Origin of the sequence: Streptomyces sp. NBC_00203 (assembly GCF_045206325.1) — a bacterium.
In the GTDB taxonomy this organism is placed as follows: Bacteria; Actinomycetota; Actinomycetes; order Streptomycetales; family Streptomycetaceae; genus Streptomyces; species Streptomyces lutosisoli.
In genome coordinates, this window is sequence record NZ_CP108126.1 from 9,519,987 (window position 1) to 9,546,528 (window position 26,542).

29 protein-coding genes are annotated in these 26,542 nt (G+C 68.9%); 16 read left to right on the plus strand and 13 right to left on the minus strand.

The window, feature by feature from the left end:
* Positions 1–83 precede the first annotated feature (83 nt).
* Positions 84–1,169: an S-(hydroxymethyl)mycothiol dehydrogenase gene (locus OG975_RS42180; RefSeq protein ID WP_406334905.1), complete on the plus strand. Its 1,086-nt coding sequence runs from the start codon at positions 84–86 to the stop codon at positions 1,167–1,169.
* Entirely contained in the window at positions 1,169–1,798 is a 630-nt protein-coding gene (locus OG975_RS42185) for an MBL fold metallo-hydrolase (protein ID WP_406334907.1), read from the plus strand. The genes OG975_RS42180 and OG975_RS42185 overlap by 1 nt, the downstream gene beginning before the upstream one ends.
* A 90-nt stretch (positions 1,799–1,888) precedes the next feature.
* On the opposite strand, the gene OG975_RS42190 is transcribed toward OG975_RS42185, so the two are convergent.
* The 4 genes from OG975_RS42190 to OG975_RS42205 all read right to left on the minus strand — a co-directional run bounded on the left by OG975_RS42190 (position 1,889) and on the right by OG975_RS42205 (position 3,782).
* Entirely contained in the window at positions 1,889–2,332 is a 444-nt protein-coding gene (locus OG975_RS42190) for a hypothetical protein (protein ID WP_406334908.1), read from the minus strand.
* Entirely contained in the window at positions 2,329–2,952 is a 624-nt protein-coding gene (locus OG975_RS42195) for a hypothetical protein (RefSeq protein ID WP_406334909.1), read from the minus strand. The genes OG975_RS42190 and OG975_RS42195 overlap by 4 nt, the downstream gene beginning before the upstream one ends.
* Positions 2,953–3,293: 341 nt before the next feature.
* On the minus strand, positions 3,294–3,458 hold the full coding sequence (locus tag OG975_RS42200; RefSeq protein WP_330309075.1) for a hydrophobic protein: 165 nt from the start codon (positions 3,456–3,458) through the stop codon (positions 3,294–3,296).
* 117 nt (positions 3,459–3,575) lie between these two features.
* Positions 3,576–3,782, minus strand: coding sequence for a hypothetical protein (locus tag OG975_RS42205; RefSeq protein WP_406334910.1), 207 nt, complete (start codon positions 3,780–3,782; stop codon positions 3,576–3,578).
* A gap of 386 nt (positions 3,783–4,168) precedes the next feature.
* Here OG975_RS42205 and OG975_RS42210 point away from each other — a divergent pair, with 386 nt between their 5' ends.
* The 5 genes from OG975_RS42210 (at position 4,169) to OG975_RS42230 (ending at position 6,554) form a co-directional block, all read left to right on the plus strand.
* A complete protein-coding gene (locus OG975_RS42210; protein ID WP_406334911.1) occupies positions 4,169–4,447 on the plus strand; it encodes a hypothetical protein in 279 nt (92 codons plus the stop codon).
* Positions 4,448–4,530: 83 nt separating this feature from the next.
* Complete coding sequence (locus OG975_RS42215) at positions 4,531–4,935, plus strand: ANTAR domain-containing protein (protein ID WP_406334912.1); 405 nt, start codon at positions 4,531–4,533, stop codon at positions 4,933–4,935.
* Between the two features lie 205 nt (positions 4,936–5,140).
* Positions 5,141–5,500, plus strand: coding sequence for an ANTAR domain-containing protein (locus tag OG975_RS42220; protein ID WP_406334913.1), 360 nt, complete (start codon positions 5,141–5,143; stop codon positions 5,498–5,500).
* A 198-nt stretch (positions 5,501–5,698) separates the two neighbouring features.
* A complete protein-coding gene (locus OG975_RS42225) occupies positions 5,699–5,986 on the plus strand; it encodes a hypothetical protein (protein ID WP_381250610.1) in 288 nt (95 codons plus the stop codon).
* A 133-nt stretch (positions 5,987–6,119) separates the two neighbouring features.
* On the plus strand, positions 6,120–6,554 hold the full coding sequence (locus OG975_RS42230) for an STAS domain-containing protein (RefSeq protein ID WP_381250612.1): 435 nt from the start codon (positions 6,120–6,122) through the stop codon (positions 6,552–6,554).
* An 82-nt stretch (positions 6,555–6,636) separates the two neighbouring features.
* Here OG975_RS42230 and OG975_RS42235 read toward each other — a convergent pair whose 3' ends face one another.
* From OG975_RS42235 to OG975_RS42265, 7 genes are all read right to left on the minus strand, one after another.
* On the minus strand, positions 6,637–6,807 hold the full coding sequence (locus tag OG975_RS42235; RefSeq protein WP_381250614.1) for a hypothetical protein: 171 nt from the start codon (positions 6,805–6,807) through the stop codon (positions 6,637–6,639).
* A 37-nt stretch (positions 6,808–6,844) separates the two neighbouring features.
* Positions 6,845–7,201 carry a PRC-barrel domain-containing protein gene (locus OG975_RS42240; RefSeq protein WP_406334914.1) on the minus strand — a complete coding sequence of 119 codons (357 nt, stop codon included), beginning with the start codon at positions 7,199–7,201 and terminating at the stop codon, positions 6,845–6,847.
* 223 nt (positions 7,202–7,424) lie between these two features.
* A complete protein-coding gene (locus OG975_RS42245) occupies positions 7,425–8,513 on the minus strand; it encodes a fatty acid desaturase family protein (protein ID WP_406336707.1) in 1,089 nt (362 codons plus the stop codon).
* Positions 8,514–8,538: 25 nt separating this feature from the next.
* On the minus strand, positions 8,539–9,591 hold the full coding sequence (locus OG975_RS42250) for a ferredoxin reductase (RefSeq protein ID WP_406336708.1): 1,053 nt from the start codon (positions 9,589–9,591) through the stop codon (positions 8,539–8,541).
* A gap of 551 nt (positions 9,592–10,142) precedes the next feature.
* Complete coding sequence (locus OG975_RS42255) at positions 10,143–10,850, minus strand: hypothetical protein (protein ID WP_406334915.1); 708 nt, start codon at positions 10,848–10,850, stop codon at positions 10,143–10,145.
* Between the two features lie 56 nt (positions 10,851–10,906).
* Positions 10,907–11,332 (minus strand): STAS domain-containing protein, encoded by a 426-nt coding sequence (locus tag OG975_RS42260; RefSeq protein ID WP_406334917.1) that lies wholly within the window; start codon positions 11,330–11,332, stop codon positions 10,907–10,909.
* A 514-nt stretch (positions 11,333–11,846) separates the two neighbouring features.
* The gene (locus OG975_RS42265) at positions 11,847–13,226 is read right to left on the minus strand and encodes an L-serine ammonia-lyase (protein ID WP_406334918.1); all 1,380 of its coding nucleotides are present in this window, start codon (positions 13,224–13,226) and stop codon (positions 11,847–11,849) included.
* Positions 13,227–13,394: 168 nt separating this feature from the next.
* Between OG975_RS42265 and OG975_RS42270 the strand changes: the two genes are divergently transcribed.
* The 3 genes from OG975_RS42270 (at position 13,395) to OG975_RS42280 (ending at position 16,220) form a co-directional block, all read left to right on the plus strand.
* The gene (locus OG975_RS42270; RefSeq protein ID WP_369264325.1) at positions 13,395–13,757 is read left to right on the plus strand and encodes a bifunctional 3-phenylpropionate/cinnamic acid dioxygenase ferredoxin subunit; all 363 of its coding nucleotides are present in this window, start codon (positions 13,395–13,397) and stop codon (positions 13,755–13,757) included.
* Positions 13,754–14,923 (plus strand): NAD(P)/FAD-dependent oxidoreductase, encoded by a 1,170-nt coding sequence (locus OG975_RS42275; protein WP_406334919.1) that lies wholly within the window; start codon positions 13,754–13,756, stop codon positions 14,921–14,923. Before OG975_RS42270 ends, OG975_RS42275 begins: the two co-directional genes overlap by 4 nt.
* 166 nt (positions 14,924–15,089) lie before the next feature.
* Entirely contained in the window at positions 15,090–16,220 is a 1,131-nt protein-coding gene (locus OG975_RS42280) for an aromatic ring-hydroxylating dioxygenase subunit alpha (protein ID WP_406334920.1), read from the plus strand.
* A gap of 1 nt (position 16,221) precedes the next feature.
* On the opposite strand, the gene OG975_RS42285 is transcribed toward OG975_RS42280, so the two are convergent.
* On the minus strand, positions 16,222–17,019 hold the full coding sequence (locus OG975_RS42285) for an IclR family transcriptional regulator (RefSeq protein ID WP_406334921.1): 798 nt from the start codon (positions 17,017–17,019) through the stop codon (positions 16,222–16,224).
* 151 nt (positions 17,020–17,170) lie between these two features.
* Here OG975_RS42285 and betA point away from each other — a divergent pair, with 151 nt between their 5' ends.
* Positions 17,171–18,838, plus strand: coding sequence for a choline dehydrogenase (gene betA, locus OG975_RS42290; protein WP_406334923.1), 1,668 nt, complete (start codon positions 17,171–17,173; stop codon positions 18,836–18,838).
* A gap of 3 nt (positions 18,839–18,841) precedes the next feature.
* Entirely contained in the window at positions 18,842–19,678 is an 837-nt protein-coding gene (locus OG975_RS42295) for a methylenetetrahydrofolate reductase (RefSeq protein WP_406334924.1), read from the plus strand.
* Positions 19,679–19,746: 68 nt separating this feature from the next.
* Here OG975_RS42295 and purU read toward each other — a convergent pair whose 3' ends face one another.
* The gene (gene purU / locus OG975_RS42300; RefSeq protein ID WP_327433747.1) at positions 19,747–20,619 is read right to left on the minus strand and encodes a formyltetrahydrofolate deformylase; all 873 of its coding nucleotides are present in this window, start codon (positions 20,617–20,619) and stop codon (positions 19,747–19,749) included.
* A gap of 219 nt (positions 20,620–20,838) precedes the next feature.
* On the opposite strand from purU, the gene OG975_RS42305 reads away from it, so the two are divergent.
* Genes OG975_RS42305 through OG975_RS42320 form a run of 4 tightly spaced genes read left to right on the plus strand, consistent with a single transcriptional unit; the run spans position 20,839 to position 26,411 of the window.
* Positions 20,839–22,308, plus strand: a complete 1,470-nt coding sequence (locus OG975_RS42305) for an aldehyde dehydrogenase family protein (protein WP_406334925.1) — start codon at positions 20,839–20,841, stop codon at positions 22,306–22,308.
* 20 nt (positions 22,309–22,328) lie between these two features.
* Positions 22,329–23,417, plus strand: a complete 1,089-nt coding sequence (locus OG975_RS42310; protein WP_406334926.1) for a glycine betaine/L-proline ABC transporter ATP-binding protein — start codon at positions 22,329–22,331, stop codon at positions 23,415–23,417.
* Positions 23,417–25,426: an ABC transporter permease gene (locus OG975_RS42315; protein WP_406334927.1), complete on the plus strand. Its 2,010-nt coding sequence runs from the start codon at positions 23,417–23,419 to the stop codon at positions 25,424–25,426. The genes OG975_RS42310 and OG975_RS42315 overlap by 1 nt, the downstream gene beginning before the upstream one ends.
* Positions 25,427–25,439: 13 nt before the next feature.
* A complete protein-coding gene (locus OG975_RS42320; RefSeq protein ID WP_406334928.1) occupies positions 25,440–26,411 on the plus strand; it encodes an ABC transporter substrate-binding protein in 972 nt (323 codons plus the stop codon).
* The last annotated feature ends 131 nt before the right edge of the window (positions 26,412–26,542 follow it).

A 26,542-nucleotide genomic window follows, 5' to 3' on the forward strand; every position in this document is an offset into this window, starting at 1 on the left:
CACGATGCTGTGTTGCGGCACATGAGATGCGTGCCGTAATGAGCAACGTTCGACTCAGGTCTCGTACCAGCCGAGGAGTGGCCATGACTCACCAGGTCCGTGCTGTCGTCGCGCGGGGGAAGGGCGCCCCCGTCAGCCTGGAAACGATCATCGTCCCCGACCCCGGCCCGGGCGAGGCGCTCGTGAAGATCGAGGCCTGCGGGGTCTGCCACACCGATCTGCACTATCGCGAGGGCGGCATCAACGACGACTTCCCGTTCCTGCTGGGGCACGAGGCCGCGGGTGTCGTGGAGTCGGTGGGGGAGGGCGTCACCGATGTCGCCCCCGGCGATTTCGTCATCCTCAACTGGCGTGCCGTGTGCGGGCAGTGCCGGGCCTGTCAGCGCGGACGGCCGCAGTACTGCTTCAACACCCACAACGCGAAGCAGAAGATGACCTTGCTCGACGGCACCGAGCTGTCCCCGGCCCTGGGCATCGGTGCGTTCGCGGAGAAGACGCTGGTGGCGGCGGGGCAGTGCACCAAGGTCGACCGTGCGGCATCGGCGGCCGCCGCCGGACTGCTGGGCTGTGGAGTGATGGCGGGCATCGGCGCGGCCATCAACACCGGCAACGTGGGGCGCGGTGACACCGTGGCGGTCATCGGCTGCGGCGGGGTCGGCGACGCGGCGATCGCCGGGGCCCGGCTCGCGGGCGCGGCGAAGATCATCGCCGTCGACATCGACGAGCGGAAGCTCGACACCGCGAAGAAGATCGGCGCGACGCACACCGTCAACTCCAAGCAGGGCGATCCGGTGGAGGCCATCCGCGAGCTGACCGGCGGCTTCGGCGCGGACGTCGTCATCGAGGCGGTCGGCCGTCCGGAGACGTACAAGCAGGCCTTCTACGCCCGCGACCTCGCCGGCACGGTCGTCCTCGTCGGCGTGCCGACCCCGGAGATGAAGCTCGAACTGCCGCTGCTGGACGTCTTCGGGCGGGGCGGTGCGCTGAAGTCGTCCTGGTACGGCGACTGCCTGCCCTCCCGTGACTTCCCGATGCTCATCGACCTGTACCTCCAGGGCCGACTGGACCTCGACGCGTTCGTCACGGAGACCATCGCACTGGACGAGGTCGAGAAGGCCTTCGAACGGATGCACGGCGGCGATGTGCTGCGCTCGGTGGTGGTGTTCTGATGACCGCGCGCATCGAACATCTGATCACCTCGGGAACGTTCTCCCTGGACGGCGGTACCTGGGACGTCGACAACAACGTCTGGATCGTCGGCGACGACACCGAGGCCGTCGTCATCGACGCCGCGCACGACGCCGCGGCGATCGCCGAAGCCCTCGGCGGACGCACCCTGCGGGCCATCGTGTGCACCCACGCCCACAACGACCACATCGACGCGGCCCCCGAACTCGCCGACCGTACCGGCGCTCCGATCCTGCTCCACGGCGACGACCTGCCGCTGTGGAAGCAGACCCACCCGGAGCGGTCACCCGACGGCGAACTGGCCGACGGGCAGGTCGTCACGGTGGCCGGCGTCGAGCTGACCGTGCTGCACACGCCCGGTCATGCGCCCGGCGCCGTGTGCCTGTACGCGCCGGGTCTGAAGGCGCTCTTCAGCGGTGACACGCTCTTCGCGGGCGGACCGGGGGCGACGGGACGGTCGTACAGCCATTTCCCGACCATCGTCGGCTCGATCCGGGACCGGCTGCTGACCCTGCCGGACGACACCGTCGTACACACCGGCCACGGCGACACGACCACCATCGCCGCCGAAGCCCCGCATCTTCAGGAGTGGATCGACCGCGGGTTCTGACCGCTGCCGACCGCGCGGCGGCCTCGTCTCAGCACTCGATGACGTTGACGGCGAGGCCGCCGCGCGAGGTCTCCTTGTCCTTCGCTCTCCCTAAACGCGGCCTGCAGGCGCAGCCATGTGCAGCAGCCGTTCGGTGATCTCCCGGTACTGCTTGAGCGCGAGCCGTAGTTCCTCGGTCTGCGCATGGGTGTCCGGGTCGTGCCAGCCTGTGCGCAGGACGCGCCGGCGTTCTGCGAGGGTGTGGGTGAACTGGGTGGCGACCTCGCCGAAGACGGCGTCGGCTTCTTCCACCGCCTGGCGCGGGCTGTCGACGAAGGTGCTGAGAGCCTGCTGGAGGCGCAGGGTGAGCTTGTTCCGGTCGTCCTGCGGGATCAGGTCCGGGCCGAGTTTGCGGTCGGGGCTGTCGGCGCTGGTGCCGGGCTCACGCGGTGCGTGAGCGGGTTCGGTGCGGGGTGCCTGCGGGGCGCGCTGCATCGCGGGATCCGGGGCCCCGGGCTGGGGGTGCGGTGCGTGTTCGGCGTTGTGCGACATCATGTGCTGCTTCCCTTCGCGTGGCGTCGGGTCAGTGCCCACGGCGCATGGCCCTGGTCGTCGCGGGACGACGCGTCGCGCCGGTCCGGGTCGGCCGGCTGTTCGCTGACCAACGCCTCGAAGAGGCTTCGGGCTTCAACCATGGCCTCCCGCATTTCCTCGGTGCCGCTCTGGTCGCGGGCCGCTGCGTGCATGCCGCGGTAGCCCTGGACATAGTGGGCGTGGTGGACGGAGAGGGCGGCGATCTGTTCGTCGAACTGCTCGCCGTCGGGGAAGCCGCGGTCCCCTGCCAGGCGCGCCAGCAGCGCGTCCGCCTCGGTGACGGCCTTCTGCGGTGATTCGACGAACTGCTCCTGGACGGAGGCCCATTGCGTCACGTAGCGCTCGCGGATCTCGGGCGGCAACGGCAGCTCCGTGAGGGAGCCGTGCTCCTTCACGCGCTCGCCGAGTTCCCGCTCCGCGGCCTTGGTGTCGCCGCCGTGGTCGGCGACGGCACGGTCGTACTCGGGGCCGAAGCGCCGCTTCAGCCCGTGCCCGCCACCGCCCCGCACTCGTCCACGTCCGAGGTGGAGGAGGGCGGCCAGAACGATGACGATCACAGCGATGATCATGACGGTGAACATGGCCGCCTTCTTTGACTCTCGGTTCGCACGTTGGTCTGCTTCATTGCCGTCAATTCCTGTCGGCTCATTGAGCGTTGAGGTCTGCCGGGTGGTGTCCACACGGTGTGGGAACGGCCCGGGGCGCCTTCTGTCACAGCCTGAAGCCGCCCTTGGCGTTGTCGCCGGTTGCGGGTGGTCCGGCCGATGCGTTCGGTGACCAGGCCCTTGAATGCCTGCGTCTTGTGCTTGATCGTCCGTCCGGCACTCATGGTCGGCCTCCTACTGGTGTGCCGAGTGGGCTCCCGCGTGTGATCGCCGTACAGGCCGCTGTTCCCGCGGGCGGGATCGAGCCTCGGAGCGGACTACCTGCGGCTGTACCGGCGCCTGCCACCGCCGCGCCCGCGCATCGCGAAGCCGGCGATCCAGACGATCAGCAGGACGGCGGCGACCCACCAAAGGACCTGCAGGGTGAAGCCGAACCCGAACACCACCAGGATCAGCAGAAGGAGAAGGATCCACAGGATCATTGCCGGGCCTCCAGATCGCGGGAATTTCCTGGTTCCGCGGGGTCCGGGCGAAGCGGGGGAGGTGGAATGCGTCGCCCGAGTGATCCGGAGTGGCATAGCCCTACGCCGTCCTGTCAGTCAACGCCGGGCGACTTCCCTTGTCAACGGGGTGTCGACACTGAGGAGTTCTGTGAGCGGGGCAGGGGGCATCGGGGTGAGCGGAGCCTCGGCCGGGGCTTCGACCGGCTCAGCCGGTGGCAGCATGAGGTCCTCCCACCAGGACAGGCCCAGCACGGCGGCGAGCAGGACGAAGGGGGTCGAAGCCGGAACGATCAGCGCGTACATGTGTACCGCCTGCGGTGGGATGCGTGCGACGCGGCGGACAGCAGAAGGTGCCCGCATGGGGCGCATCGATGCTGCGCCAGGATCGAGTGGCGACGGCGGATGCGGGAGCGGCCCGTTGATGACGGGACGGCTTCCGGCACTGATGCGCGAGGTGCGCCCCCGAAGGAGCAGGAGAGGCGATTTACGCTGCCGGGGGCTCGGGCTGCACCGCGTACGCTAGCCCTCGCAGCACTCCCCGGACAGATGCCAAGTGGCCATTTGGTTCCCACCAGTTCCGCCGAAGCCGCGGACATGGTCGCTATCCGTAACCTCTGGGTAGGGCTACGCTGTTCGCACAGACCCCGGCCCCCGGCAGTGATGCTTTGCTCGGCTCCGGGAGGCCCGCCGTGTTCGTTCTGCTTCTCATCCTGATCGTGGTTCTGTTCGGCCTCGGTTTTCTCCATCCCCTCTGGTGGGTGGCCGCGGCCGTGATGGTCTTCGGTGCCACCCGCTACGGTCGCGATCGTGGGGGAGGCTGGATCCGTGGTGACGGTTCCGATTTCGGGGAGTACCGGGACTACGAGAAGCGCCGGGACAGTCAGGACCGATGGGACCGTCGCTACAGCCGTCAGTACCGGGCGCGCTGGAGGCGCGAGGACCGTCGGGACCGCGAACACCGCGGGTGACCGATGAACCGGCCTGGCATCGAGAGGTTCCGGGGCGGCTTCAGCCGCGCCGGACGCGCGGAAATCATGGAGAGGTAGATGCCATGCATCGCACAGCCATGCTTCCGAAGGACTGGTGGAATCCGCGGGCCGAGGCCTCGGCGGAGGACCCGGCGGGTCAGGATGATGTCGTGGCGCTGCGCGCCGAGATCGATCAGCTGCGGCGGACGCTGGCCGGCCGTGCGGTCGTCGACCAGGCCTGCGGCATGGTGATGGTCCTGACCCCCTGCCGCCCTGGACCGGCCAGGAACTTGCTGGTGGACATCTCGCGACAGTGCAACACCAAACTTCCGGACGTGGCAGCGGCTCTGGTCGCCGCCTGGGAGGGGGAGCCGCTCTCGCGGGTGATGCAGCGGGGGCTGCGGCGTGCGCTGCGGCGGCTCTACGCGGAAGACCGAGGGTGCGACTCACCACCGGTGGATGAGCCGTCCGGAAAGGGAAGGTCATGATTCACGCAGCGGATGTCCGAGAGTGGCCCAACTGCGACATCGTCGATACCTGAGGGCCACAAGATCGGTGCGCTCGCCGGGTTGTCTCAAGGTCGGTTATGTCAGAACGCTGGTGAAGCAGGCTCCTTCGATGCAGCCGGTAAGAGGCAACTGGCGCGCCGCTGACCGCTCATGGGCGCAACGACTGCGTTGTGAGGTACGCACCATGCACCAGGTGACCACGCTCCGTGAAGAACAGTGGCTGTTGACGGCTGTCACTTCGACGGGGGACGCGGCGTTGGCTGTCGAGATCCTCGAACTGCGGGACAGGAATGAGCAGTTGGAGAGAGCGCTGGCACGTCGTGCGGTGATCGACCGGGCGTGCGGCATGGTGATGGCCATGGCGCCGTGTTCCAGCGAGCGGGCGTGGGACCTGCTGGTGGACGTGTCGCAGCACTGCAGCGACAAGCTCCGGGACGCGGCTGCGGCCCTGGTCGCCACGACGGAGGACGAGACGCTCCCGGAACAGATACGGCGGGAGCTGCGCCGGGCGCTGCGGCGCCTTCATGCGGCGGACCGGGGGTGACGGAGCGCGCGCCCGTCGGACGGCACCGGGAGCTGAGAGCTCAACCCTCCGGTGTCTTCGTCCAGGACGGCCGTCGGACGCCCTTTGTGCAGCCCACCTCCTGGAACTCGAACACCGACCTGGGCCCCCTCGCCCCCAAAGCCACGGACAGTAGGGTTGAGGAGGTTTCAACTCTGCTTTCAGGGCTAGTCGTTGGATATGTCCAGACGCTACGGCGGAAGCCCCGCGGGGACGGTCATCTCCATCATCGCGGACATCGCGGCACTGATCCTGATCCTGTGGATCGCCCTCTACCTGTTCGACGCCAACACCGCCAACAGTACGGTTTCCTGGGTCCACGACGCGGCGAACTGGCTCTCGGGCTGGTCGCGTAATCTCTTCACCATCCACTCGGACAACTGGCGCACCGTGGTCAACTACGGTCTGCCCGCTGTCGTCTACCTGCTGATCGGTCACGCGGTGGCCGGCCGGGTCAACCAGACCTAGCCCACTCCGCCGACGCGCAGCCGCGCGCACAGCCTTGGCTGTCCGCGAGGTGCGGGCGGCACTGAACTGCCAGGCACAAGCACGGACGCAGCCCCAGCCCTCGGCAGCGTGACATTCCGCCCCGAGGAGGCCCATGGTGTCTGCAGATACGGCAACTCCCCGCATCCCCGCAGAAGTCCCCCGAGCTCCGGGCCGACGGCCTGTGCTCGCTGGTGTGCCGGAGGGCTGCGAGACGGTCGTCGTCAGTGGCAATCTCACTCTCGCCACGGTTCCGGGACTGCGCGCGCGTCTTCTGGGCGCATGCCGCAGTCCCGGAAGGCAGTTGACCCTCGACCTGTCGGGCGTCACCTCCTGCGACACCCTGGGCCTCGGGCTGCTCGTCGCCACGGCACGCAGGGTCCACCTCTCCGGCGGCGACCTGCGCCTTGCCGCCCCGAGCCGCGCCGTCGTCGAGGCGCTGAGCGACAGCGGGCTGATCCGGCTCCTCCGGGTCCTTCCCGATGCGGGCACGGCCGTCGGAACCACGGCTGCCGAGGCGCCCGCCCCGGGGCTCCGGGCAGCGGCCTAGGCGCACAGATGACCGATGGACATCCTGAACCGATGAGACGGCCGCGCCCAGGCAACCGCGTCAGGCGCCCGGTCCGTTGTCGTCAGCGGAGAGGACGCCGCCGAGCGCGCCGGGACAACCGCACGGCGAATACGGAAACATCGGCCACGAGAACCACGATGCCGATGATCAGCAGATAGCCCATACCTCCGGCTGTCGCGCCGATGATTCCCAGAACGACGGCAACGAGGACGAACAGGAGGAACAACGCCACGACTCGGACACCTCCCTTGGGCCGTGCCGCCCGCCGCTCAGCGGCGTGCGAGCTTTCGTTCGCCGTTCGCGCCCGGCTGGTATGTCATGCCGTAGTGCTGGAAGATCGCTTCCTCCTGCTCGGCGGGCAGGATGTCGTCCGTGCCGATCGAAGGAGCCTTCCTCACCAGGCTCCTGGTGTAGGAGATCTTTACGTAGTCCGGCCCCAGGAGGGCGTCGTCGAGGGGTACGAAGACCAGGCGTCGGCGAGCCGGCAGCCCGGTCCGTACGGTGATCACGGCTGGTTCGTCGGTGGTGGTGTCCACGTAGACCGCTTCGAGCACACCGATCTTGTGCCCCTTCGGGTCGACCACGTCATAGGTGCGCCACTCGCGGATGTCGGCTGCCTGGATCATGCGCTGTCCCTCCTGAGCGGGACACCCGTCGATGCGGGCCGCGTCCCTTGGAAGGTCGCGGCCTGGCCGGAACCGCCAGTGCGGCTGTGACAACGACTCCGGCGCAAACACGCCGGAGTCGCCCTTCCGGGCGGCTGCACGTGAGAGTGAGCCAACCCACGATCCATGGTACTGCGGCTGGTGCGGCGCGCACTTTTCCGAGCGTCGCATCAACCACGCTCTGCTACGGCTTCCGTGATCCGTCCGGCACCGCGTGCCGAAGGACGCGGCCCCACATGGACGCGTACTGGCGCCACAGCGGCCCGCTCGCGTACGTGATCCCGTGCTGGGCGCAGATCTCGCGCACCCGTGGCGCGAGTTCGGCGTAGCGGTTGCTGGGCAGGTCGGGGAAGACGTGGTGCTCGATCTGGTGGCTCAGATTGCCCGTGAGTATGTGGAGGAGGGAGCCGCCCTCGATGTTCGCCGAGCCCTGGATCTGGCGCAGGTACCACTGACCGCGCGTCTCGCCCTCCAGCTGTTCCTCCTCGTACGAGAAGGTCTGGACGTCGCCCGGGAAGTGGCCGCAGAAGATCACAGTGTGCGCCCAGATGTTGCGAAGCCCGTTCGCGGTGACGTTGCCGACCAGGCAGGGCAGCGCGGACGGGCCCGCGAGCAGGGGGAACAGGACGTAGTCCTTGGCCGCCTGGCGCACGGCCTTGCGGGCCAGGCCGGCCAGGTCGCCGAGGAAGGCCCGCACGCTCTTGCGCCCTGACGGCAGGGCGTCCGCCTCCAGGTCGTAGACGGCGATGCCCCACTCGAAGACGGGGGCGAGCAGCGCGGTGTACAGCGGCTGGAGGAGGTGGACCGGATGCCAGGGCTGGTCCGGGCTCATGCGCAGGATCGTGTAGCCGAGATCCCGGTCGAGGCCGACGATGTTGGTGTAGCTGTGGTGCAGGTGGTTGTGGGTGTGCTTCCAGGCGTCGGCGGGGGTGAGGAAGTCCCACTCCCAGGTGGTGGAGTGGATCGCCGGGTCGCCCATCCAGTCCCACTGGCCGTGCAGGATGTTGTGGCCCAGCTCCATGTTCTCCAGGATCTTGGCGGTGGTCAGCATCGCGGTGCCCACGAGCCAGGCTGGCGGAAAGAGGGATACGGCGAGGGCGGCGCGGCCGCCGGTCTCCAGGCCGCGCTGGACGGCGATCACCGTACGGATGTAGCGGGCGTCCTCCGCGCCGCGCGCCGCGACGATCTCGGCGCGGATCCGGTCGAGCTCCTCGCCGAGCGGCTCCATGTGATCTTCGAGCGACTCAAAGGGGGTGACTGGTACGGCAGTTATGGACATCACAGGCTCCTTGAGGGGCCTAGAGAGCGAGGGCGAGCGGACCTGCCGCAGCATTGACGCAGGTCTGGATCAACTCGCCTGGTTCACCGTGCAGTTCACCGGTCCGCAGATCGCGGACACGGCCGTGGACCAGCGGGACGAGGCAGCCGAAACAGATCCCCCGGCGGCAGCCGTACGGCATCGCCACACCCGCCGCCTCCCCGGACTCCAGGAGGGGCACGGCCGCGGACGCTTCGACCTCGACGCCGCTGTGCTCGAACCGGACCCGGCCGCCGGTCGTGCCGACGCCCGGCGACAGGACGGGGGCCGGCCGGAAACGCTCCACGCGCAGCCGCTCACCGGCGCCGGCCGCCGCCCAGTGCCGCTCCAGTGCGTCGAGCAGTCCGTCCGGACCGCAGGCCCAGGTCTCCCGGTCGTACCAGTCCGGACAGAGCACGCCCATGTGCTCCGGGACCAGTCGGCCCGCGGTACGGGTGTACCGCGCGTGGACGCTCAGCCAGGGCAACCGTGCTGCCAGCCCGGCCAGTTCGGCACGGAAGAGGAACTCGTCCGGGCCGGGTGCGCTGTGCAGGAGTACGACGTCGGGGGCGGTCCCGGGGAAGCGGCGGCCCGCGAGGGCGCGCAGCATCCCGGCCACCGGGGTGATGCCGCTGCCCGCCGTCACCATCAGCATCCGCGGCGGCAGTGGATCCTCCGGGAGCGTGAACTCGCCCTGCGCGGGGCCGAGTCGGAGCACCGCGCCGGGACGGGTCCGGTGCACGAGGTGCGGGGAGACCCGGCCGCCGGGTTCCTCCTTGACCGTGATCGTCAGCGCTCGGCCTGGCGCCTCGGGGGGTGAGGTGATGGAGTACGTACGCCAGTGCCGTACGCCGTCGATCTCCACTCCCACCGGCAGGTACTGCCCGGCCCGGTGCCCCGCCCAGCCGCGGCCGGGACGGATCTCCAGCGTGGCCGCGCCGGCGCACTCCGGCCGCACGGTGACCACCCGGCCCGCGGGATGGCGGGCGGACAGCAGCGGGTCGATCAGGCCGAGGTAGTCGTCCGGGGCCAGGGGACTCACCAGAGGGCTCATGAGAGCACCGGTGATCCGGCCCGCCACCGTCGGCACAAGGCCGCCGCCCCACTCGGCGAGCCTGTCGGCGAGACCGACGAGAGCAGCGAACGATCCGGCCGTCGTACCGGACACGGCCGACGGCGTCGGCGCGCGCAGAACCGGCATGGGAGGGAACCCCTTCTCACGCGGGGGCCGGGCGCGTCGGGGCGCATCACCGCATCACGTACTCGGACCGCCTCGGTCACGTACGTCGGCCCCTGGGTGGCGGGCCGCGGCCGGCGTCCCGCCAGAGAACCACAACCACACGACGCGCGGCGGACGCGGAACCAGATTTGGCCAACCCACACGCCCCTCCCCCCACTCGCGCCGAGCGACACGGGTGATCCCGCCCGGCGCACGTGGAAGGACTTCGGAAGCAAGGCGTACGAATTCCGCGCCCGTCCGTCGCACCATGGCCGAATCCCGTTTGAGCGCACGCCGTGTCAGTGCACGTGCGGCCCGAATTGTTCCGCGATGTGGTCCACGTACCGGCTCGCTGCGGCGACTCTGCTTCTTGCGGGGTGACAGCGTCACTGACCACCAGGCGCTGACATGTGCAGCCGTTCGGTGATCTCCGGGTACTGCCTCAGCGCGAGCCGTAGTTCCTCGGTCTGCTCTGCGGTGTCCGGTTCCTGCCAACTCTCGCGGAGAACGCGCCGCTGTTCCGTCAGGGTGTGCCTCGCCGCGGTTCGTTCGCCGACGGGAACGACCAGCACCCGGAGCAGTGTGGCGCTGGTCGGCTTCCAGATCTCTCCCACGTCCAGCCATCCCCAGGAACGGAGCGCGGTGAGGGCGGGGAGATCGGCCCGGTCCACCAGGGTGACGCCGAGTGATGCCTGGTGGTCGGTCAGCAGCCGCTCCTGTAACCGGCAGGCCACGTGCTCGTCCTGCAGGTGCGGGCGGACCAGGATGTCGGTGATCGCGAAGACGCCGCTGGACGCGGTGAGTTGCTCGATGCTGCGCGGTAGTGCCCCGCCGAACCCGAGCCGCCAGAAGCCGTCGCCGCGCACCGGGAATCCGAAAGCGCATCCCACCACGCCCTCCGTCTCCGCGATCACCATGGCGAACCCCGGCCGCCGGATCTCGGCGGTGAGACGGTTCAGAAACTGCTGGCGGCTGGGACGGCGGTACGCCTCCGGAGGTGACGTCTCGCGGGAGTCCACGTACAGATCCACCAGCTTCCCGCTCAGGCCCTGTGCCAGCCAGCGGTTCACCCGGCGTAACCGGACCGCGTCCATGGTGGACGAATCCCCGCCACGGGGCTTTCGTGGCTGCCCTCGCCCCGACCGGGCCGTCACCGCACTTCGCCCGAGAGGAGGGAGGTGAGCGGAACAGTCCGGTGCGGCGGGGCTTGGGCGGTCGGGGCTGGGACACCCCCGAGAGGAGGTGACAGATGCCCGAACGGAACGCCGAGGAGCAGGAACCCCGAGCCGGTGGTGTCGAGTATCAGGCGCAGTGCCGGTGACGGGTGGTGCAGTCGCAGGGTTCCGTCGGCCTCGGTGGTCTTCTGCGCGGCGTGGAGGAAGGCGTTGAGGCCGCTGCAGTCGCAGAAGGTGACAGGGGTGAGGTCGACGTCGACGGTGCGGATGCCGTCGCTCAGACACCGCGCCAGTGCCGTGTGCACCAGCGGGGCCGATTCCAGGTCGATCTCGCCGGCCAGGGTGATCAACGCCCGTTGCCTTCGGTCATGGCGGTAGACGGTGAGCTGCGGGAGGGGCATGACGCCTCGGTTCAGAAGACCATTTGGCAGCGGACGCGGCGACGCCGGGTTTCCCGGCCCCCTTGGCGCGCTCCCGGGAGGGGCGTACGTTCGGCGGAGGCGGAGCAACGGCCGGTCCGACAGCCTGTGCGACAGGACAGCGGATCCACCCAGCTCCCTCCAGGGATGCGCCGGGTGACGGACGAAAGATCCGCTTCCCACAGCCATCTGTGTTGAGCGACGACAAGCCGCCGGGGTCTGGGACGTCCGTACAGCAGCATAGTCCTCAACCCGGTCCGACGGACGGCCGGAAGCGGTCCGTGCCTCGTATCCGGGCGACGCCAGGACTGATGCCGCGCGGGTATATCCGGTGCCCTGCACGGTACTTGGGCAGGCAACGCGAAACACGGTGACCGACGGGCGGCGGATTCACTCGCACCATGGGAGCCGTGCGCGACCGTGCCCCGGGCGGGCACGCGGGCGCGGGGCGTGACGGGCGATGGCTTCGGTGGGCGGGGGGACTTCTCAGGGACTTTCAGCACTCGATGATGTTGACCGCCAGCCCGCCCCGCGCCGTCTCCTTGTACTTCACCTTCATGTCGGCGCCGGTCTCGCGCATCGTCTTGATGACCTTGTCGAGTGAGACCACATGGGTGCCGTCGCCGCGCAGCGCCATCCGTGTCGCGTTGATCGCCTTGACGGAGGCGAGGGCGTTCCGTTCGATGCAGGGGATCTGGACCAGGCCTCCGACCGGGTCGCAGGTCAGCCCGAGATTGTGCTCCATGCCGATCTCCGCCGCGTTCTCGACCTGTTCCGGTGTGCCGCCGAGCGCCTCGGCGAGACCGGCGGCGGCCATGGAGCAGGCGGAGCCGACCTCTCCCTGGCAGCCCACCTCGGCGCCCGAGATCGACGCGTTCTCCTTGAACAGGGCCCCCACCGCGCCGGCGGCGAGCAGAAAGCGGACGACGCCGTCCTCGTCGGCCCCGGGTACGAAGCGCGTGTAGTAGTGGAGCACCGCGGGCACGATCCCGGCCGCGCCGTTGGTGGGCGCGGTGACCACACGGCCGCCCGAGGCGTTCTCCTCGTTGACGGCCAGCGCGAAGAGGTTGACCCAGTCCATGATGTGCAGCGGATCCACATCCTGGGAGTCGTCCTCGGCGAGGCTGCGCAGCAGTTGCGGGGCACGGCGTGGCACCTTCAGCCGCCCTGGCAGGGTGGTCTCGGTCCGGGAACAGCCGCGCTCCACGCACTCCTGCATCACCGCCCAGATCCGCAGCAGACCGGCGCGCACCTCGCTCTCGCTCCGCCGGGCCAGTTCGCCCGCGAGCATCACCCCGCTGATCGGCAGGCCGGTCTCGTAGGCGCGCAGCAGCAGTTCGGACGCGGAGCCGAAGGGGAGCGGTACGGGGGTGTCGTCGGGCTTGACGCGGTCGGCGCCCGTCGCGGTCTCGTCGACGACGAAGCCCCCGCCCACCGAGTAGTACGTGCGCGCCCTCAGCTCGCCGCCTTCGCCGTCCGTGGCGGTGAACCGCATGCCGTTGGGGTGGAACGGCAGCGCGCGGCGACGGTGCAGCACCAGGTGCTCGCGCTCGCGGAACTCCACCTCCCGGCGGCCCAGCAGCCGCAGCCGGCCGGCCTCGTGGATCCGGTGCACCCGGTCGTCCACGGTGTCGGTGTCGACGGTCTCCGGATCCTCGCCTTCGAGGCCGAGGAGTACGGCCTTGCCGCTGCCGTGGCCGTGCCCGGTGGCGCCGAGCGATCCGAAGAGCTCTGCCCGGACCGAGGCGGTGCGGGGGAACAGGCCGTCCTCGTAGAGCCCGGTGGCGAAGAGACGGGCGGCCTTCATGGGCCCCACGGTGTGGGAGCTCGACGGACCGATGCCCACCTTGAACAGGTCGAAGACGCTGATCGCCACGCCGGCTCCTTCATGCGGTGTGTTGTTTATGGCGCAAAGCGTTGCGTAAAAAGCAACATTGAACAAGGGGTCGGCCTGTCCTCTGGATGCCTTGACAAGGGTTTGGGGCCGCCCTCAAACTGGCGTTGCGCTTACCGCAATCCGTTTCGCTATACGCACCGAGGTGTCATGATGATTCCCGCGTGCCTTCTCGTGGATCTGCCGCGAGGCGAGGCCTACCGGCTCGACATCGATCCGCCGGTTTCGGTGTTCCACACCGACGACGGCGAGGTCTTCGCCATCGACGACACCTGCACCCACCAGGACGCCTCGCTCGCCGACGGCTGGCTGGAGGGCTGTGAGGTGGAATGCCCGCTGCATGCTTCGAAGTTCGACCTCCGGACCGGAGCCGTCGACTCTCCGCCGGCCAAGCGCCCGGTCCGCACCCATGAGGTCATCGTCGAGGACGGCATGATCTACGTCCGGCCGTCCACGGAGGCCCCCAACCTGCCGCCGTGTGTCGCGTCCCGGCTCGCCGGAGGCGCCGCGTGAGGACAGTGGCCGTGGTGGGTGCCTCGCTGGCCGGTCTGTCGGCCGCGCGCTCGCTGCGGAAACAGGGGTACGACGGACGGCTCGTCATCATCGGCGACGAACCGCACCGCCCGTACGACAGGCCGCCGCTGTCCAAGGAGTTCCTGGCCGGCGGCATCGGCGAAGCCGATCTCGCACTGGAGTCGGACGACGAGGACCTGCGAGCGGAGTGGCTGCTCGGCTCCCGTGCCACCGGGCTCGACACCGACGGCACGGACCGTGTCGTCCGGCTCGCTGACGGCCGGGAGGTTCGGGCCGACGGCATCGTCATCGCGACCGGTGCGGTGGCGCGGACGCTGCCGGGCACCGACGGTCTGGCCGGGGTGCACACCCTGCGCACCCTCGACGACGCCCGCGCCCTGCGGGACGAACTGGCCCTGGGCGGGCGGCTGGTGGTGATCGGCGGCGGATTCATCGGCGCCGAGGTCGCCTCCACGGCGTACGCCCTCGGACTCGATGTGACGGTGGTCGAGGCGGCGCCCACGCCACTCGCCGGACCGCTCGGCGAGACCATGGGCGGCATCGTCTCCGCCCTCCACGCGGACCACGGCGTACGGCTGTTGTGCGGTGTGGGAGTCAAGGGGCTCAGCGGTGAGACCCGGGTCGACGCCGTCCTGCTGGACGACGGACGCAGCATCCCCGCCGACATCGTCGTCGTCGGTGTGGGCGCGCGCCCGTGTGTCGAGTGGCTGGAGGGCTCCGGCGTCGACCTCGACAACGGCGTCAAGTGCGGCGCGGACGGCCGTACCAGCCTGGCAGGTGTGGTCGCGGTCGGTGACTGTGCCTCCTGGTACGACCCGCACGCGGGGATCCACCGTCGCGTCGAGCACTGGACCGGTGCGCGGGAGCGGCCCGACGCGGCCGTGGCCACGCTGCTGGCGTGGGGTGCGACGGAACCGGGTGTGCCCCGGCCGCCGTACTTCTGGTCGGACCAGTACGGCGTGAAGATCCAGTTCGCCGGTCATTCGGCCGGCGCCGACAGCGTGACGGTCGAAGAAGGCGCCGCGGGCGACCGCAGTTTCCTGGCCGTCTACCGGCGTGCCGGGCAACCGGTCGCCGTGCTCGCGATGAACCAGCCGCGGCTGTTCATGCGCTGGCGCAAGCAGCTCTCCGCCGCGACATCTTGACACCACCGACGCGGCATCTCATGCTGCGGTTGCGTATAGCACGCAGCGTTGCTCTATATAAAACGCCCCGTGTGAATCACCAAAACGCTCCACATAAAACGCCGTCCGGAGTCGCTCTTCCCGGCGCGTGAATGACCGATCCACGACGTTCTCCGAGGAGTGCACTGTGACCTCGACCAGCCTGCCGGACAGCCTGATCGCCACCCTGCCCGGCTCCTCCTACACGGATCCGGAAATCTTCGCCCAGGAGCAGGAGCGCATCTTCGAAACGATGTGGTTCTGCGCCGTGCGCTCCTCGGACCTGGCCAAGCCCGGCGCCTTCCGGACCGTCGAGGTGGGCCGCGAGAGCATCCTGATCACGCGCGCACGGGACAACTCCATACGCGCCTACTTCAATGTCTGCCGGCACCGCGGCGCCAAGCTCTGCACCGAGGAGGCCGGCGAGGTCAAACGCGCCTTCCAGTGCCCGTACCACGCCTGGACGTACGACCTGAACGGCAAGCTCGTCGCGGCGCCCAACCTCACGAAGATGCCCGACGTGGGCCGCACCGAGTTCGGCCTGGTGAGCGTGGCCGTCCGTGAATGGCTCGGCTACGTCTGGGTCTGCCTGGCGGAGAACCCGCCGTCCTTCGAGGAGGACGTCCTCAGTGAGGTCGTCACCCGGCTCGGCGACGTGGAACCGCTCGAAAACTACGACATCGACAACCTCTCGGTGGGCAAGCGCATCGTCTACGACGTCAAGGCGAACTGGAAGCTCATCATCGAGAACTTCATGGAGTGCTACCACTGCGCCACGATCCACCCCGAACTCACCGAGGTGCTTCCCGAGTTCGCCGACGGCTACGCCGCCCAGTACTACGTCGGCCACGGAGCGGAGTTCGGTGAGGAGGTCCAGGGCTTCACCGTCGACGGCTCCGAGGGTCTTGACCGCATACCCGGCGTGTCCGACGACCAGGACCGCCGCTACTACGCGATCACCATCAAGCCGCAGGTCTTCATCAACCTCGTCCCCGATCACGTGATCTTCCACCGGATGTACCCGGTGGCCGCCGACCGCACGATCGTCGAGTGCGACTGGCTCTACCTCCCGCACGTCGTCGAGAGCGGCAAGGACGTCAGCCGGTCCGTGGAACTCTTCGACCGGGTCAACCGCCAGGACTTCGAGGCCTGCGAGCGTACGCAGCCCGGCATGAGCTCCCGGATGTACGCCAAGGGCGGGGTCCTCGTGCCCAGCGAGCACCACATCGGTGCCTTCCACGACTGGGTGAACGAGCGTCTGGGGACCCCCCAGGGGTGACTCAGCCCAGGTAACCCATGCGGTGGCTGATCTCCTCCGCGCCCTTGACCAGCACCGGGGCGAGCTCGTGCATGCGCTCCTCGGTGAACCGGTACGAGGGTCCGGAGGCGCTCAGTGCCGCCATGACCTCTCCGTCCCGGTCGCGGACCGGCGCGGCCATGGCGTGCAGCCCTATCTCCAGCTCCTCCAGGGTCCAGGCGTAACCGCGCTCCCGGGCCTCGGCGAGGTTCTTCTCCAGCTTCGCCTTGGAGGTCAGGGTGTGCGGAGTCAGCTTCTTCTGGCCGGCGTCGGCCAGCAGCGCGGCGCGCTCCTTGGCGGGCATGTGGGCCAGCAGGATCTTGCCGCTGGACGTGGCGTGCAGCGGGGTCAGTTCGCCGACCCAGTTGTGCGCGGTGACGGCTCCCGGGCCGCGTACCTCGTAGAGGTTGATCGCGTACTGCTCCTGCATCACGGCGATGTTGACGGTCTCGCCGATCTCCTCGGCGAGCCGCTCGCAGACCTGGCGGCCCTGCTGGGTGATGTCGATGCGCCCCGTGACCGCGCCGGCCAGGCGTACGATGCCGAAACCGAGGCGGTACTTGCCGCGCTCGCCCGCCTGCTCGACCAGACCGCGCGCCTCCAGGGCGCCGAGCAGCCGGAACGCGGTCGACTTGTGAACATCGATCTCGCCGGCCACCTCGCTGACGCCGGCCTCGCCGCGCTGGGCCAGGATCTCCAGCACGCTGATGGCGCGGTCGACGGACTGGACGCCGCCGGACTGCGAACCTGTCGTTTCAGTATCTGGACTGTAGTTGCTCACAGCGAAACTATACGCGCAGTAAACAACACCGTGGCAAGAAACAGCTCGGAAACGTAGACCTTTCAAGTTGCGTTCCTCGCAACCTGGTGCGTATAGCGATACTCGTACTAGCATGCCTCGCGTATCTACGGCGCGAGCGAGACGAGGCACCATGGCTCCCCTGCAATACGACTTCGTCATCGTCGGCGGTGGATCGGCCGGCAGCGCACTGGCGAACCGACTCTCCGCCGACCCGGGCAACCAGGTACTGGTCCTGGAGGCCGGCCGGCCCGACTACCCGTGGGATGTCTTCATCCACATGCCCGCGGCGCTGACCTACCCGATCGGCAGCCGGTTCTACGACTGGAAGTACGAGTCCGAACCCGAGCCCCACATGGGCGACCGCCGCATCTACCACGCGCGCGGCAAGGTACTGGGCGGCTCCAGCAGCATCAACGGCATGATCTTCCAGCGCGGCAACCCCATGGACTACGAGCGCTGGGCCGCCGACGCCGGCATGGAGTCCTGGGACTACGCGCACTGTCTGCCGTACTTCAAGCGCATGGAGAACTGTCTCGCGGCCGACCCCGACGACGAGTTCCGCGGCCACGAAGGCCCGCTCGTCCTCGAACGCGGCCCCGCCTCCAACCCGCTGTTCGGTGCCTTCCTCAAGGCCGTCCAGGAGGCGGGCTACCCCCGCACCGACGACGTCAACGGCTACCAGCAGGAGGGCTTCGCCCCCTTCGACCGCAACGTCAGCCGGGGCCGCCGGCTGTCGGCCTCGAAGGCGTACCTGAAGCCCGTGAAGAAGCGGCCCAACCTCACCATCACCACCCGCGCCCTGGTCACCCGAGTCCTCTTCGAGGGCAAGAAGGCCGTCGGCGTCGAGTACCGGCGGCGCGGCAAGGTCCAGCAGGTGCGCGCCAAGGAGGTCATCCTCTGCGGCGGCGCGATCAACTCCCCGCAGCTGCTCCAGCTCTCCGGCGTCGGCAACGCCGAGGAACTGGGCGCGCTCGGCATCGACGTCGTCCACGACCTCCCGGGCGTCGGCGAGAACATGCAGGACCACCTGGAGGTGTACATCCAGTACGCCTGCAAGCAGCCCGTCTCCATGCAGCCGTACATGGCGAAGTGGCGCGCCCCCTTCATCGGCCTGCAATGGCTCTTCCGCAAGGGACCCGCCTCGACCAACCACTTCGAGGCCGGCGGCTTCGCCCGCAGCAACGAGGACGTGGACTACCCCAACCTGATGTTCCACTTCCTGCCGATCGCGGTCCGCTACGACGGCTCCTCGCCGTCCGGCGGCCACGGCTACCAGGTGCACGTCGGGCCCATGTACTCCGACGCCATCGGCTCGGTGAAGATCAAGAGCAAGGACCCGCAGGAGCACCCGGCGCTGCGCTTCAACTACCTGTCCACCGAGCAGGACCGCCGTGAGTGGGCCGAGTCCATCCGGGTCGCCCGCAAGCTCCTCAACCAGCCCGCGCTGGCCCCGTACAACGACGGGGAGATCTCGCCCGGCCCGTCCGTGGAGAGCGACGAGGAGATCCTCGCCTGGGTCGCCAAGGAGGGCGAGACCGCCCTGCATCCCTCGTGCACGTGCAAGATGGGCACCGACGAGATGTCCGTCGTCGACCCCGCCAGCATGCGTGTGCACGGCGTGGAGGGACTGCGTGTCGTCGACGCGTCGGTGATGCCCTACGTCACCAACGGCAACATCTACGCGCCGGTGATGATGATCGCGGAGAAGGCGGCCGACCTCATCCTCGGCAAGGAGCCGCTGCCCGCCTCCAAGGCCGCGTACTACCGGTACCGCGACGCCCAGAAGCAGGCCGGGTAACCCTTGGGCGGCGAAGGCTTCCGGGCGCTGCTGTCGAGCGTCCGTTACGAGGTGCTGCCCGCGAAAGCGACCGAGGACAAGGTCCTCGCCCATGTGCCGCGCGACGTCGTCGTCACCGTGACGGCGTCGCCGGTCAAGGGCCTGGAACCGACTCTCGACCTCGTCGGCCGGCTGGCGGCGCACGGTTATCGCGTGGTCCCGCACATGCCCGCGCGGCTGCTGCGGGACGACGCCCACGTGAAGGACGTCGTCGAGCGGCTACGGGAGGCGGGCGTCGACGACGTGTTCGTCCCTGCGGGCGACGCCGATCCGCCTGCCGGGGCTTACGACGGGGCTCTGCCGGTGCTGCGCAGGCTGAGCGAGCTGGGCGGCCCGTTCGCCCGCGTCGGCATCACCGGCTATCCCGAGAGCCACCCGCTCATCCACGACGACCTCACCATCCAGGCCATGTGGGACAAGCGCGCGCACGCCACGTACATCGTGAGCAACCTCTGCTTCGACCCGCGTGTGCTCGGTGACTGGGTCGGCCGGATACGGCGTCGCGATGTCACCCTGCCCGTCCATGTGGGCGTCGCGGGGCCCGTGCAGCGGGCGAAGCTGCTGTCCATGGCGACGAAGATCGGGGTGGGGGAGTCGACCCGCTTCCTGACCAAGCACGCCTCCTGGTTCCTGCGCTTCGCGACCCCCGGCGGCTACTCGCCCGACCGGTTGCTCGCCCGCAGCGCGGAGGCGCTCACCGCGCCCTCGGCGGGGGTGGCGGGCCTGCACGTGTTCACGTTCAACCAGGTCGCCGAGGCTGAACGCTGGCGCTGCGCTGTGCTGGAGCGGTTGGGCGAGTAGCCGGCGTCAGAGGTCGTATACAACGATGGGCGGGCCGGAATCCGGCCCGCCCATCGTTCATGCTCGGCTCAGCGGAACACCACCGTGCGGTTGCCGTCCACCATCACGCGGCTCTCGCTGTGCCACTTCACCGCGTGCGCCAGCACCTGCGCCTCCACGTCCCGTCCGACCGTGACCAGCTCCTCGGAGTCGAGCGAGTGGTCCACCCGGACCACGTCCTGGTCGATGATCTGTCCCTCGTCCAGGTCCGGTGTCACATAGTGCGCCGTCGCGCCGACGAGCTTCACCCCGCGGTCGTAGGCCTGCTGGTAGGGGCGTGCGCCCTTGAAGCTGGGGAGGAAGGAGTGGTGGATGTTGATGGCGTGGCCCTCCAGCTGTTTGCACAGGTCGTCGGAGAGGATCTGCATGTAGCGGGCCAGCACCACCAGGTCGATGTCCAGCTCGCGTACGAGCTCCAGCAGGCGGGCCTCGGCCTCGGCCTTGGTGTCCTTGGTCACCGGGATGTGGTGGAAGGGGACGCCGTAGGTGTCCGCCAGGCCCTCGAAGTCCCGGTGGTTGGAGACGATCGCGGGGATCTCGATGTTGAGGGCGCCGGTGCGCCGGCGGAAGAGCAGATCGTTGAGGCAGTGGCCGAACTTGGACACCATGATCAGCGTCCTGGTCGGGGTGGAGGCGTCCCGGAGGGTCCAGGAGATCCGGTAGGCCTCGGCGACGGGGCCGAATCGGTAACGCAGAGTTTTCAGATCGGCGTTTGGATCGGAAACGTCGAAGTGGACCCTCATGAAGAAGCGGCCCTTGAGCCGGTCATCGAATTGCTGGCTCTCCAGGATGTTTCCGGAGTTCCTGACGAGAAAGCCGCTCACGGCGTGGACCAGTCCGGCGCTGTCCGGACACGAGAGAGTGAGGACGTACTCACGGCCAGGATGCGGTCGAGGGGACATGTGCAGCCTCCGTCGGTGCGTATTGCACAACATGGTGAGCGATACGCAACATGGTTGGGCTACGCGCGGCTTGTGGTCAAGAGCGGCCGCGCAACTGCCCGCATGGTGAAATCGTCATCCGCCAACCCCTTGACGTATGTCCGCACATTCGCCAGGGTGTTCCACCACAAGCAATACGGTGCACGATGCGCAACGAAATTCGCTCGAAGGGCTCCACACGTGGAAGACCTGTATGTGGACGGAGAATGGCGCGATGCGGTGGCCGGAGGCCATCGCGAGATCCGCTGTCCCGCTGACGGCACACTTGCCGCGACCGTGTCCGAGGGGACGCGTTCCGACACCGAGGCCGCGATCGCCGCGGCCCGCCGGGCCTTCGACGAAGGACCCTGGCCGCGCACCCCCGAGCGGGACCGCGCTGCGCTGCTGCTGCGTACCGCCGATCTCATCGAGCGTGACGCCAAGGAGTTCGCCCGCGCCGAATCGCTGGACACCGGCAAGCGGCTGGTGGAGAGCGAGTACGACATCGCCGACATCGTCGCCTGTTTTCGCTACTACGGCGGGATCGGGGGCACGAGTGCCGGCCGGGTGATCGACACCGGCCGTGATGACGCCGTCAGCCGTGTCGTCTACGAACCGATCGGCGTGTGCGGGCTCATCACCCCCTGGAACTACCCGCTGCTCCAGGCGTCCTGGAAGGTCGCGCCCGCCCTGCTCGCGGGCAACACGATCGTCCTCAAGCCCAGCGAGCTCACGCCCTCCACCTCGATCCTGCTGATGCGGGCGCTGGAGGAGGCCGGGCTCCCGGCCGGCGCCGCCAATCTCGTCCTGGGCACGGGCCCCGAGGTGGGCGCACCGCTCTCCGAGGACCCGGCCGTCGACATGGTCTCCTTCACCGGGGGCCTGGAGACCGGCAAGCGCATCATGGCCACCGCCGCCGCGACCGTGAAGAAGGTGGCGCTGGAGCTGGGCGGCAAGAACCCCAATGTCATCTTCGCCGACGCCGATTTCGAGACGGCCGTGGACTTCGCTCTCACGGCCGTCTTTCTGCACTCGGGGCAGGTCTGCTCGGCCGGCGCCCGGCTGATCGTCGAGGACTCGCTGCACGACCGCTTCGTCGACGAGGTCGTCCGCCGCGCCCGGCAGATCCGCCTCGGCGGGCCCTTCGACCCCGAGGCCGAGACCGGAGCGCTGATCTCCGCACAGCACCGGGAGAAGGTCGAGGCGTATGTCGCCGCGGGCCTCGCCGAGGGCGCCGTACTGCGCTGCGGCGGCGAACGGCCGGGCGACCCCGCCCTCGCGGACGGCTACTACTACCCGCCGACCGTGCTCGACGCGTGCACGCAGGACATGCGGGTGGTCCACGAGGAGTCCTTCGGACCCGTGCTGACCGTCGAGCGCTTCACCGACGAGGACGACGCCGTCCGTATCGCCAACGACACCGAGTACGGACTCGCCGGCGCCGTCTGGACGCAGGACGCCGGGAAGGCCCAGCGGGTCGCCCGACGGCTGCGCCACGGCACGGTGTGGATCAACGACTACCACCCCTACGTGCCGCAAGCGGAATGGGGTGGCTTCGGGCACTCGGGCGTGGGCAGGGAGCTGGGACCGACCGGCCTGGACGAGTACCGAGAGCCCAAGCACATCTGGCAGAACATCCAACCCCGGCCGCAGCACTGGTTCCGCGGCTGAACGCCGAAAAGAGGTCGATCGTGACCCCAGCACAGACCGAGGTGCCGCAGCGGCGCGGCACGCCCCAGGACTCGGCCCCCACCCCGGTCATATCCGTGCGCAACCTGTGGAAGGTGTTCGGGCCGAAGGCAGACCAGGTACCGGAGTCCGAGGAGCTGTGCGGGCTCACCCGCCGCGAGCTGATGGACCGCACCGGATGCACCGCCGCCGTACGCGATGTGAACTTCGAGGTCTCGCCCGGCGAGGTCTTCGTCGTCATGGGCCTGTCCGGCTCCGGCAAGTCCACCCTGGTGCGATGTCTGACCCGGCTGATCGAACCCACCGCGGGTGAGATCGTCTTCGAGGGCGAGGACATCCGCGACGCGGACGACAAACGCCTGCGCGAACTGCGCCGCCGTAAGTTCTCCATGGTCTTCCAGCACTTCGGGCTGCTGCCGCACCGCCGGGTCGTCGACAACGTCTCGTTCGGCCTGGAGATACGCGGCATGAGCAAGGCCGAGCGCACCAAGCGAGCCCTGGAGGTCGTCGAACTGGTCGGCCTCTCCGGCTACGAGAACTCCTACCCCGACCAGCTCTCCGGCGGTATGCAGCAGCGCGTCGGCCTCGCCCGGGCGCTGGCCGGCGATCCGGACGTGCTCCTCTTCGACGAACCGTTCTCGGCGCTCGACCCGCTGATCCGCCGTGACATGCAGAACGAGGTCATCCGGCTGCACCACGAGGTCGGCAAGACCATGGTGTTCATCACCCACGACCTCTCCGAGGCGCTCAAGCTGGGCGACCGCATCCTCATCATGCGCGACGGCAAGATGGTCCAGTGCGGCACCGGCGACGAACTGGTCGGCGCCCCCGCCGACGACTACGTACGGGAGTTCGTCAAGGACGTGCCGCGCGGCGACGTACTGACCCTGCGGTGGATCATGCGTCCGGCGGTGGACGGCGACGCCCTGGACGGTCCCGAGCTGGGCCCGGACGTCGTGGTGCGGGAAGCCACCCGGGCCGTACTGGCGGCGGACAAGCCGGTCAAGGTCGTCGAGAACGGCAAGCTGCTCGGCATCGTCGGCGACGAGGAGATCCTCGCAGTCGTCGCCGGGCGGGAAGGCGACATGTGATGACCGTCGCCCTGGAGAAGCCGGAGAACGCCGACACGGCGGAGCAGGTGGAGAAGACCGCGCCCGTGGTGGGCGTGCGCAGGGTCAGCCGCCGCATGATGGTGGCCGCGATCCTGGTCGCCTGGCTGGTGCTCTTCGCCGTGCTGCGCGGAAAGCAGACCCTGACGCTGGCGGCGGCGGACCTCACCGGTCTGCACCGCTGGTTCAACGACCTCAACGACTCGATCGGCGCGGACCGCAACTCCAACCCGCTCTTCCTGTACTTCTTCAACGAGATCCGCCTGGTCATCGACAACCTGGTGACCTTCATCCAGGATCTGATCTCCCAGCCGTCCGCGGACCGGCCGCTGCCGCAGATCGGCTGGCTCGGCGTCGTCGGCGTCGTCGGCTACATCTCCTGGGCCGTGGGCAACTGGCGGGTCGCGCTCCTGGCCGTGGCCGGCTTCACCTTCCTCGGGCTTCAGGGTCTGTGGCTGGAGAGCATGGACACCCTGGCGCTGACCCTCTCCGCGGTCTTCGTGGCGCTGCTGTTCGGGATCCCGCTGGGTGTGTGGGCAGGGCTGTCCGACCGGTTCAACCGGGTCATGACGCCCTTCCTGGACTTCATGCAGACGATGCCGACCTTCGTCTACCTGGCGCCCCTGACGCTGTTCTTCCTCATCGGTCCCGCCTCCGCCACGATCGCCACCCTGATCTACGCGGCACCGCCGGCGATCCGCATCACCGCGCACGCCATCCGCTCCGTACCGGAGACCACCGTCGAGGCGGCCGACTCGCTGGGCTCGACGCGATGGCAGGCGCTGCTGAAGGTCCTGCTGCCGATGTCCAAGCGGACCGTGGTGATGGGCGTCAACCAGACCATCATGGCCGCCCTGGCCATGGTGACCATCGCGGCGCTGATCGACGCACCCGGCCTCGGAAAGACCGTCGTCCAGGCTCTCCAGTCGCTGGACGTCGGCACGGCGTTCAACGCGGGCCTGGCCATCGTCGTCATGGCCATCGTCCTCGACCGGGTCACGACCGCGGCGAGCGGACGGGCGGAGGCGGCCCGGCGCTCGGGGAACCGCTTCCTCAAGTGGCGCCGGCAGCTGCTGGTGGCAGGAGGAGTGGCGGCGGCGGTCCTGGTGTACCTGTCGCACACATACGTATGGGCGGCCGAGTTCCCCGGCGAGGGCAGCACCGGCAGCACCATCGCGAGCGCCGCGGACAACGTGACCACCTGGGCGCAGGACAACCTGTCGGGCATCACGAACGCCTTCCGCGACGCCATCACCAACGGCCTGCTCAATCCGTTCCAGACGCTGCTGACCGACTCCCCGTGGTGGCTGGTCGGCGCGGCTCTGGTCGGACTCGGCGCGGTGCTCGGCGGATGGCGCGCCGGGGTCACCACGGCCGTGTGCGTGGGGCTGCTGGTCGGCACGGGCGTGTGGTCGGACGGCATGGTGACGCTGGCGTCGACCGTGGTGGCGACGGTGCTGGTGATGGTGCTCGGTGTCACCTTCGGGGTGTGGATGGGGCGCAGCCCGCTCGTGGACCGGCTGATGCGGCCCAGCCTGGACGCCGCGCAGGTCATGCCGCCGTTCGTCTATCTCGTGCCGTTCCTCGCGCTGTTCGGCGCGACACGCTTCACGGCGATCGTCGCGGCCGTCGTCTACGCGGTTCCGGTCGCCATCAAGATCATCGCGGACGGAGTGCGGGCCGTGCCCGAGACCACCGTCGAAGCGGCCACGGCTGCCGGGTGCAACACCTGGCAGATCATCACCAAGGTTCAACTGCCGATGTCACGCAGTGCCCTGACGCTCGCGACCAACCAGGGCCTGATCTACGTGCTGTCGATGGTTGTTGTGGGCGGCCTGGTAGGAGCGGGCGCCCTCGGCTACGACGTCGTGGCCGGTTTCTCGCGGGGAGAGCTGTACGGCAAGGGGCTGGCGGCGGGGCTCGCCATCGTACTGCTCGGTGTCATGTTCGACCGGATCACTCAGGCAGCGGCGCGACGTACGAGCGCATAAGGGAGCACGGACCATGGCAACGCAAGCGAAAAAGTGGAGAGTCGGCGCGGCCGGCATAGCGGTACTCGGCCTCACCCTCACCGCCTGCGGCGGTGCGAAGGTCGGTGACAGCGACGCCGGCTCGGACAGCAGCTCGGGCAAGTGCGGCACCTTCAACCTCGCGGTCAACCCGTGGGTGGGCTACGAGGCGGACGCGGCGGTCGTCGCGTATGTCGCGCAGCACGACCTCGGTTGTACGGTCAACAAGAAGGACCTGAAGGAGGAGATCGCCTGGCAGGGCTTCGGGACCGGCGAGGTCGACGCCGTCCTGGAGAACTGGGGTCACGACGATCTGAAGAAGAAGTACATCACCGGGCAGAAGACCGCCGTCGAGGCCGGCCAGACCGGCAACAAAGGCATCATCGGCTGGTACGTACCGCCGTGGCTGGCGAAGGCGCACCCGGACATCACCGACTGGAAGAACCTGGACAAGTACGCGTCCAAGTTCAAGACCTCGGAGTCGGGCGGCAAGGGCCAGCTGCTCGACGGCGACCCGTCGTACGTCACCAACGACGAGGCGCTGGTGAAGAACCTGAAGCTGGACTTCAAGGTGGTGTACGCGGGCAGCGAGACCGCGCTCATCCAGGCCTACCGGAAGGCCGAGAAGAACAAGGAATGGGTGATCGGCTACTTCTACGAGCCGCAGTGGTTCCTGTCCGAGGTGCCGCTGGTCAAGGTCAATCTGCCGACGTACAAGACGGGCTGTGACGCGGATGCGGCGAAGGTCGCCTGCGACTATCCCGTGTACGACCTCGACAAGGTCGTCAGCGCGAAGTTCGCCAAGTCGGGCAGCCCGGCCTATGACCTGGTGAAGAAGTTCAACTGGACGAACGACGACCAGAACACCGTGGCCAAGTACATCGCGGTGGACAAGATGTCGGCCGACGCCGCGGCGAAGAAGTGGGTCGAGGCCAACCGCGACAAGGTCGACGCCTGGATCAAGTAGAACGCGAGGCGGCACCGTCTCCGGCCCCCGGGCCGGCGACGGGGCGTTGCCGCACGAGTGACCCGGAAACCCGCCGGAGGGGCCCGGCAGGCTGCGCTGGCAGCCTGCCGGGCCCCGTCGCGTTTCGGGCT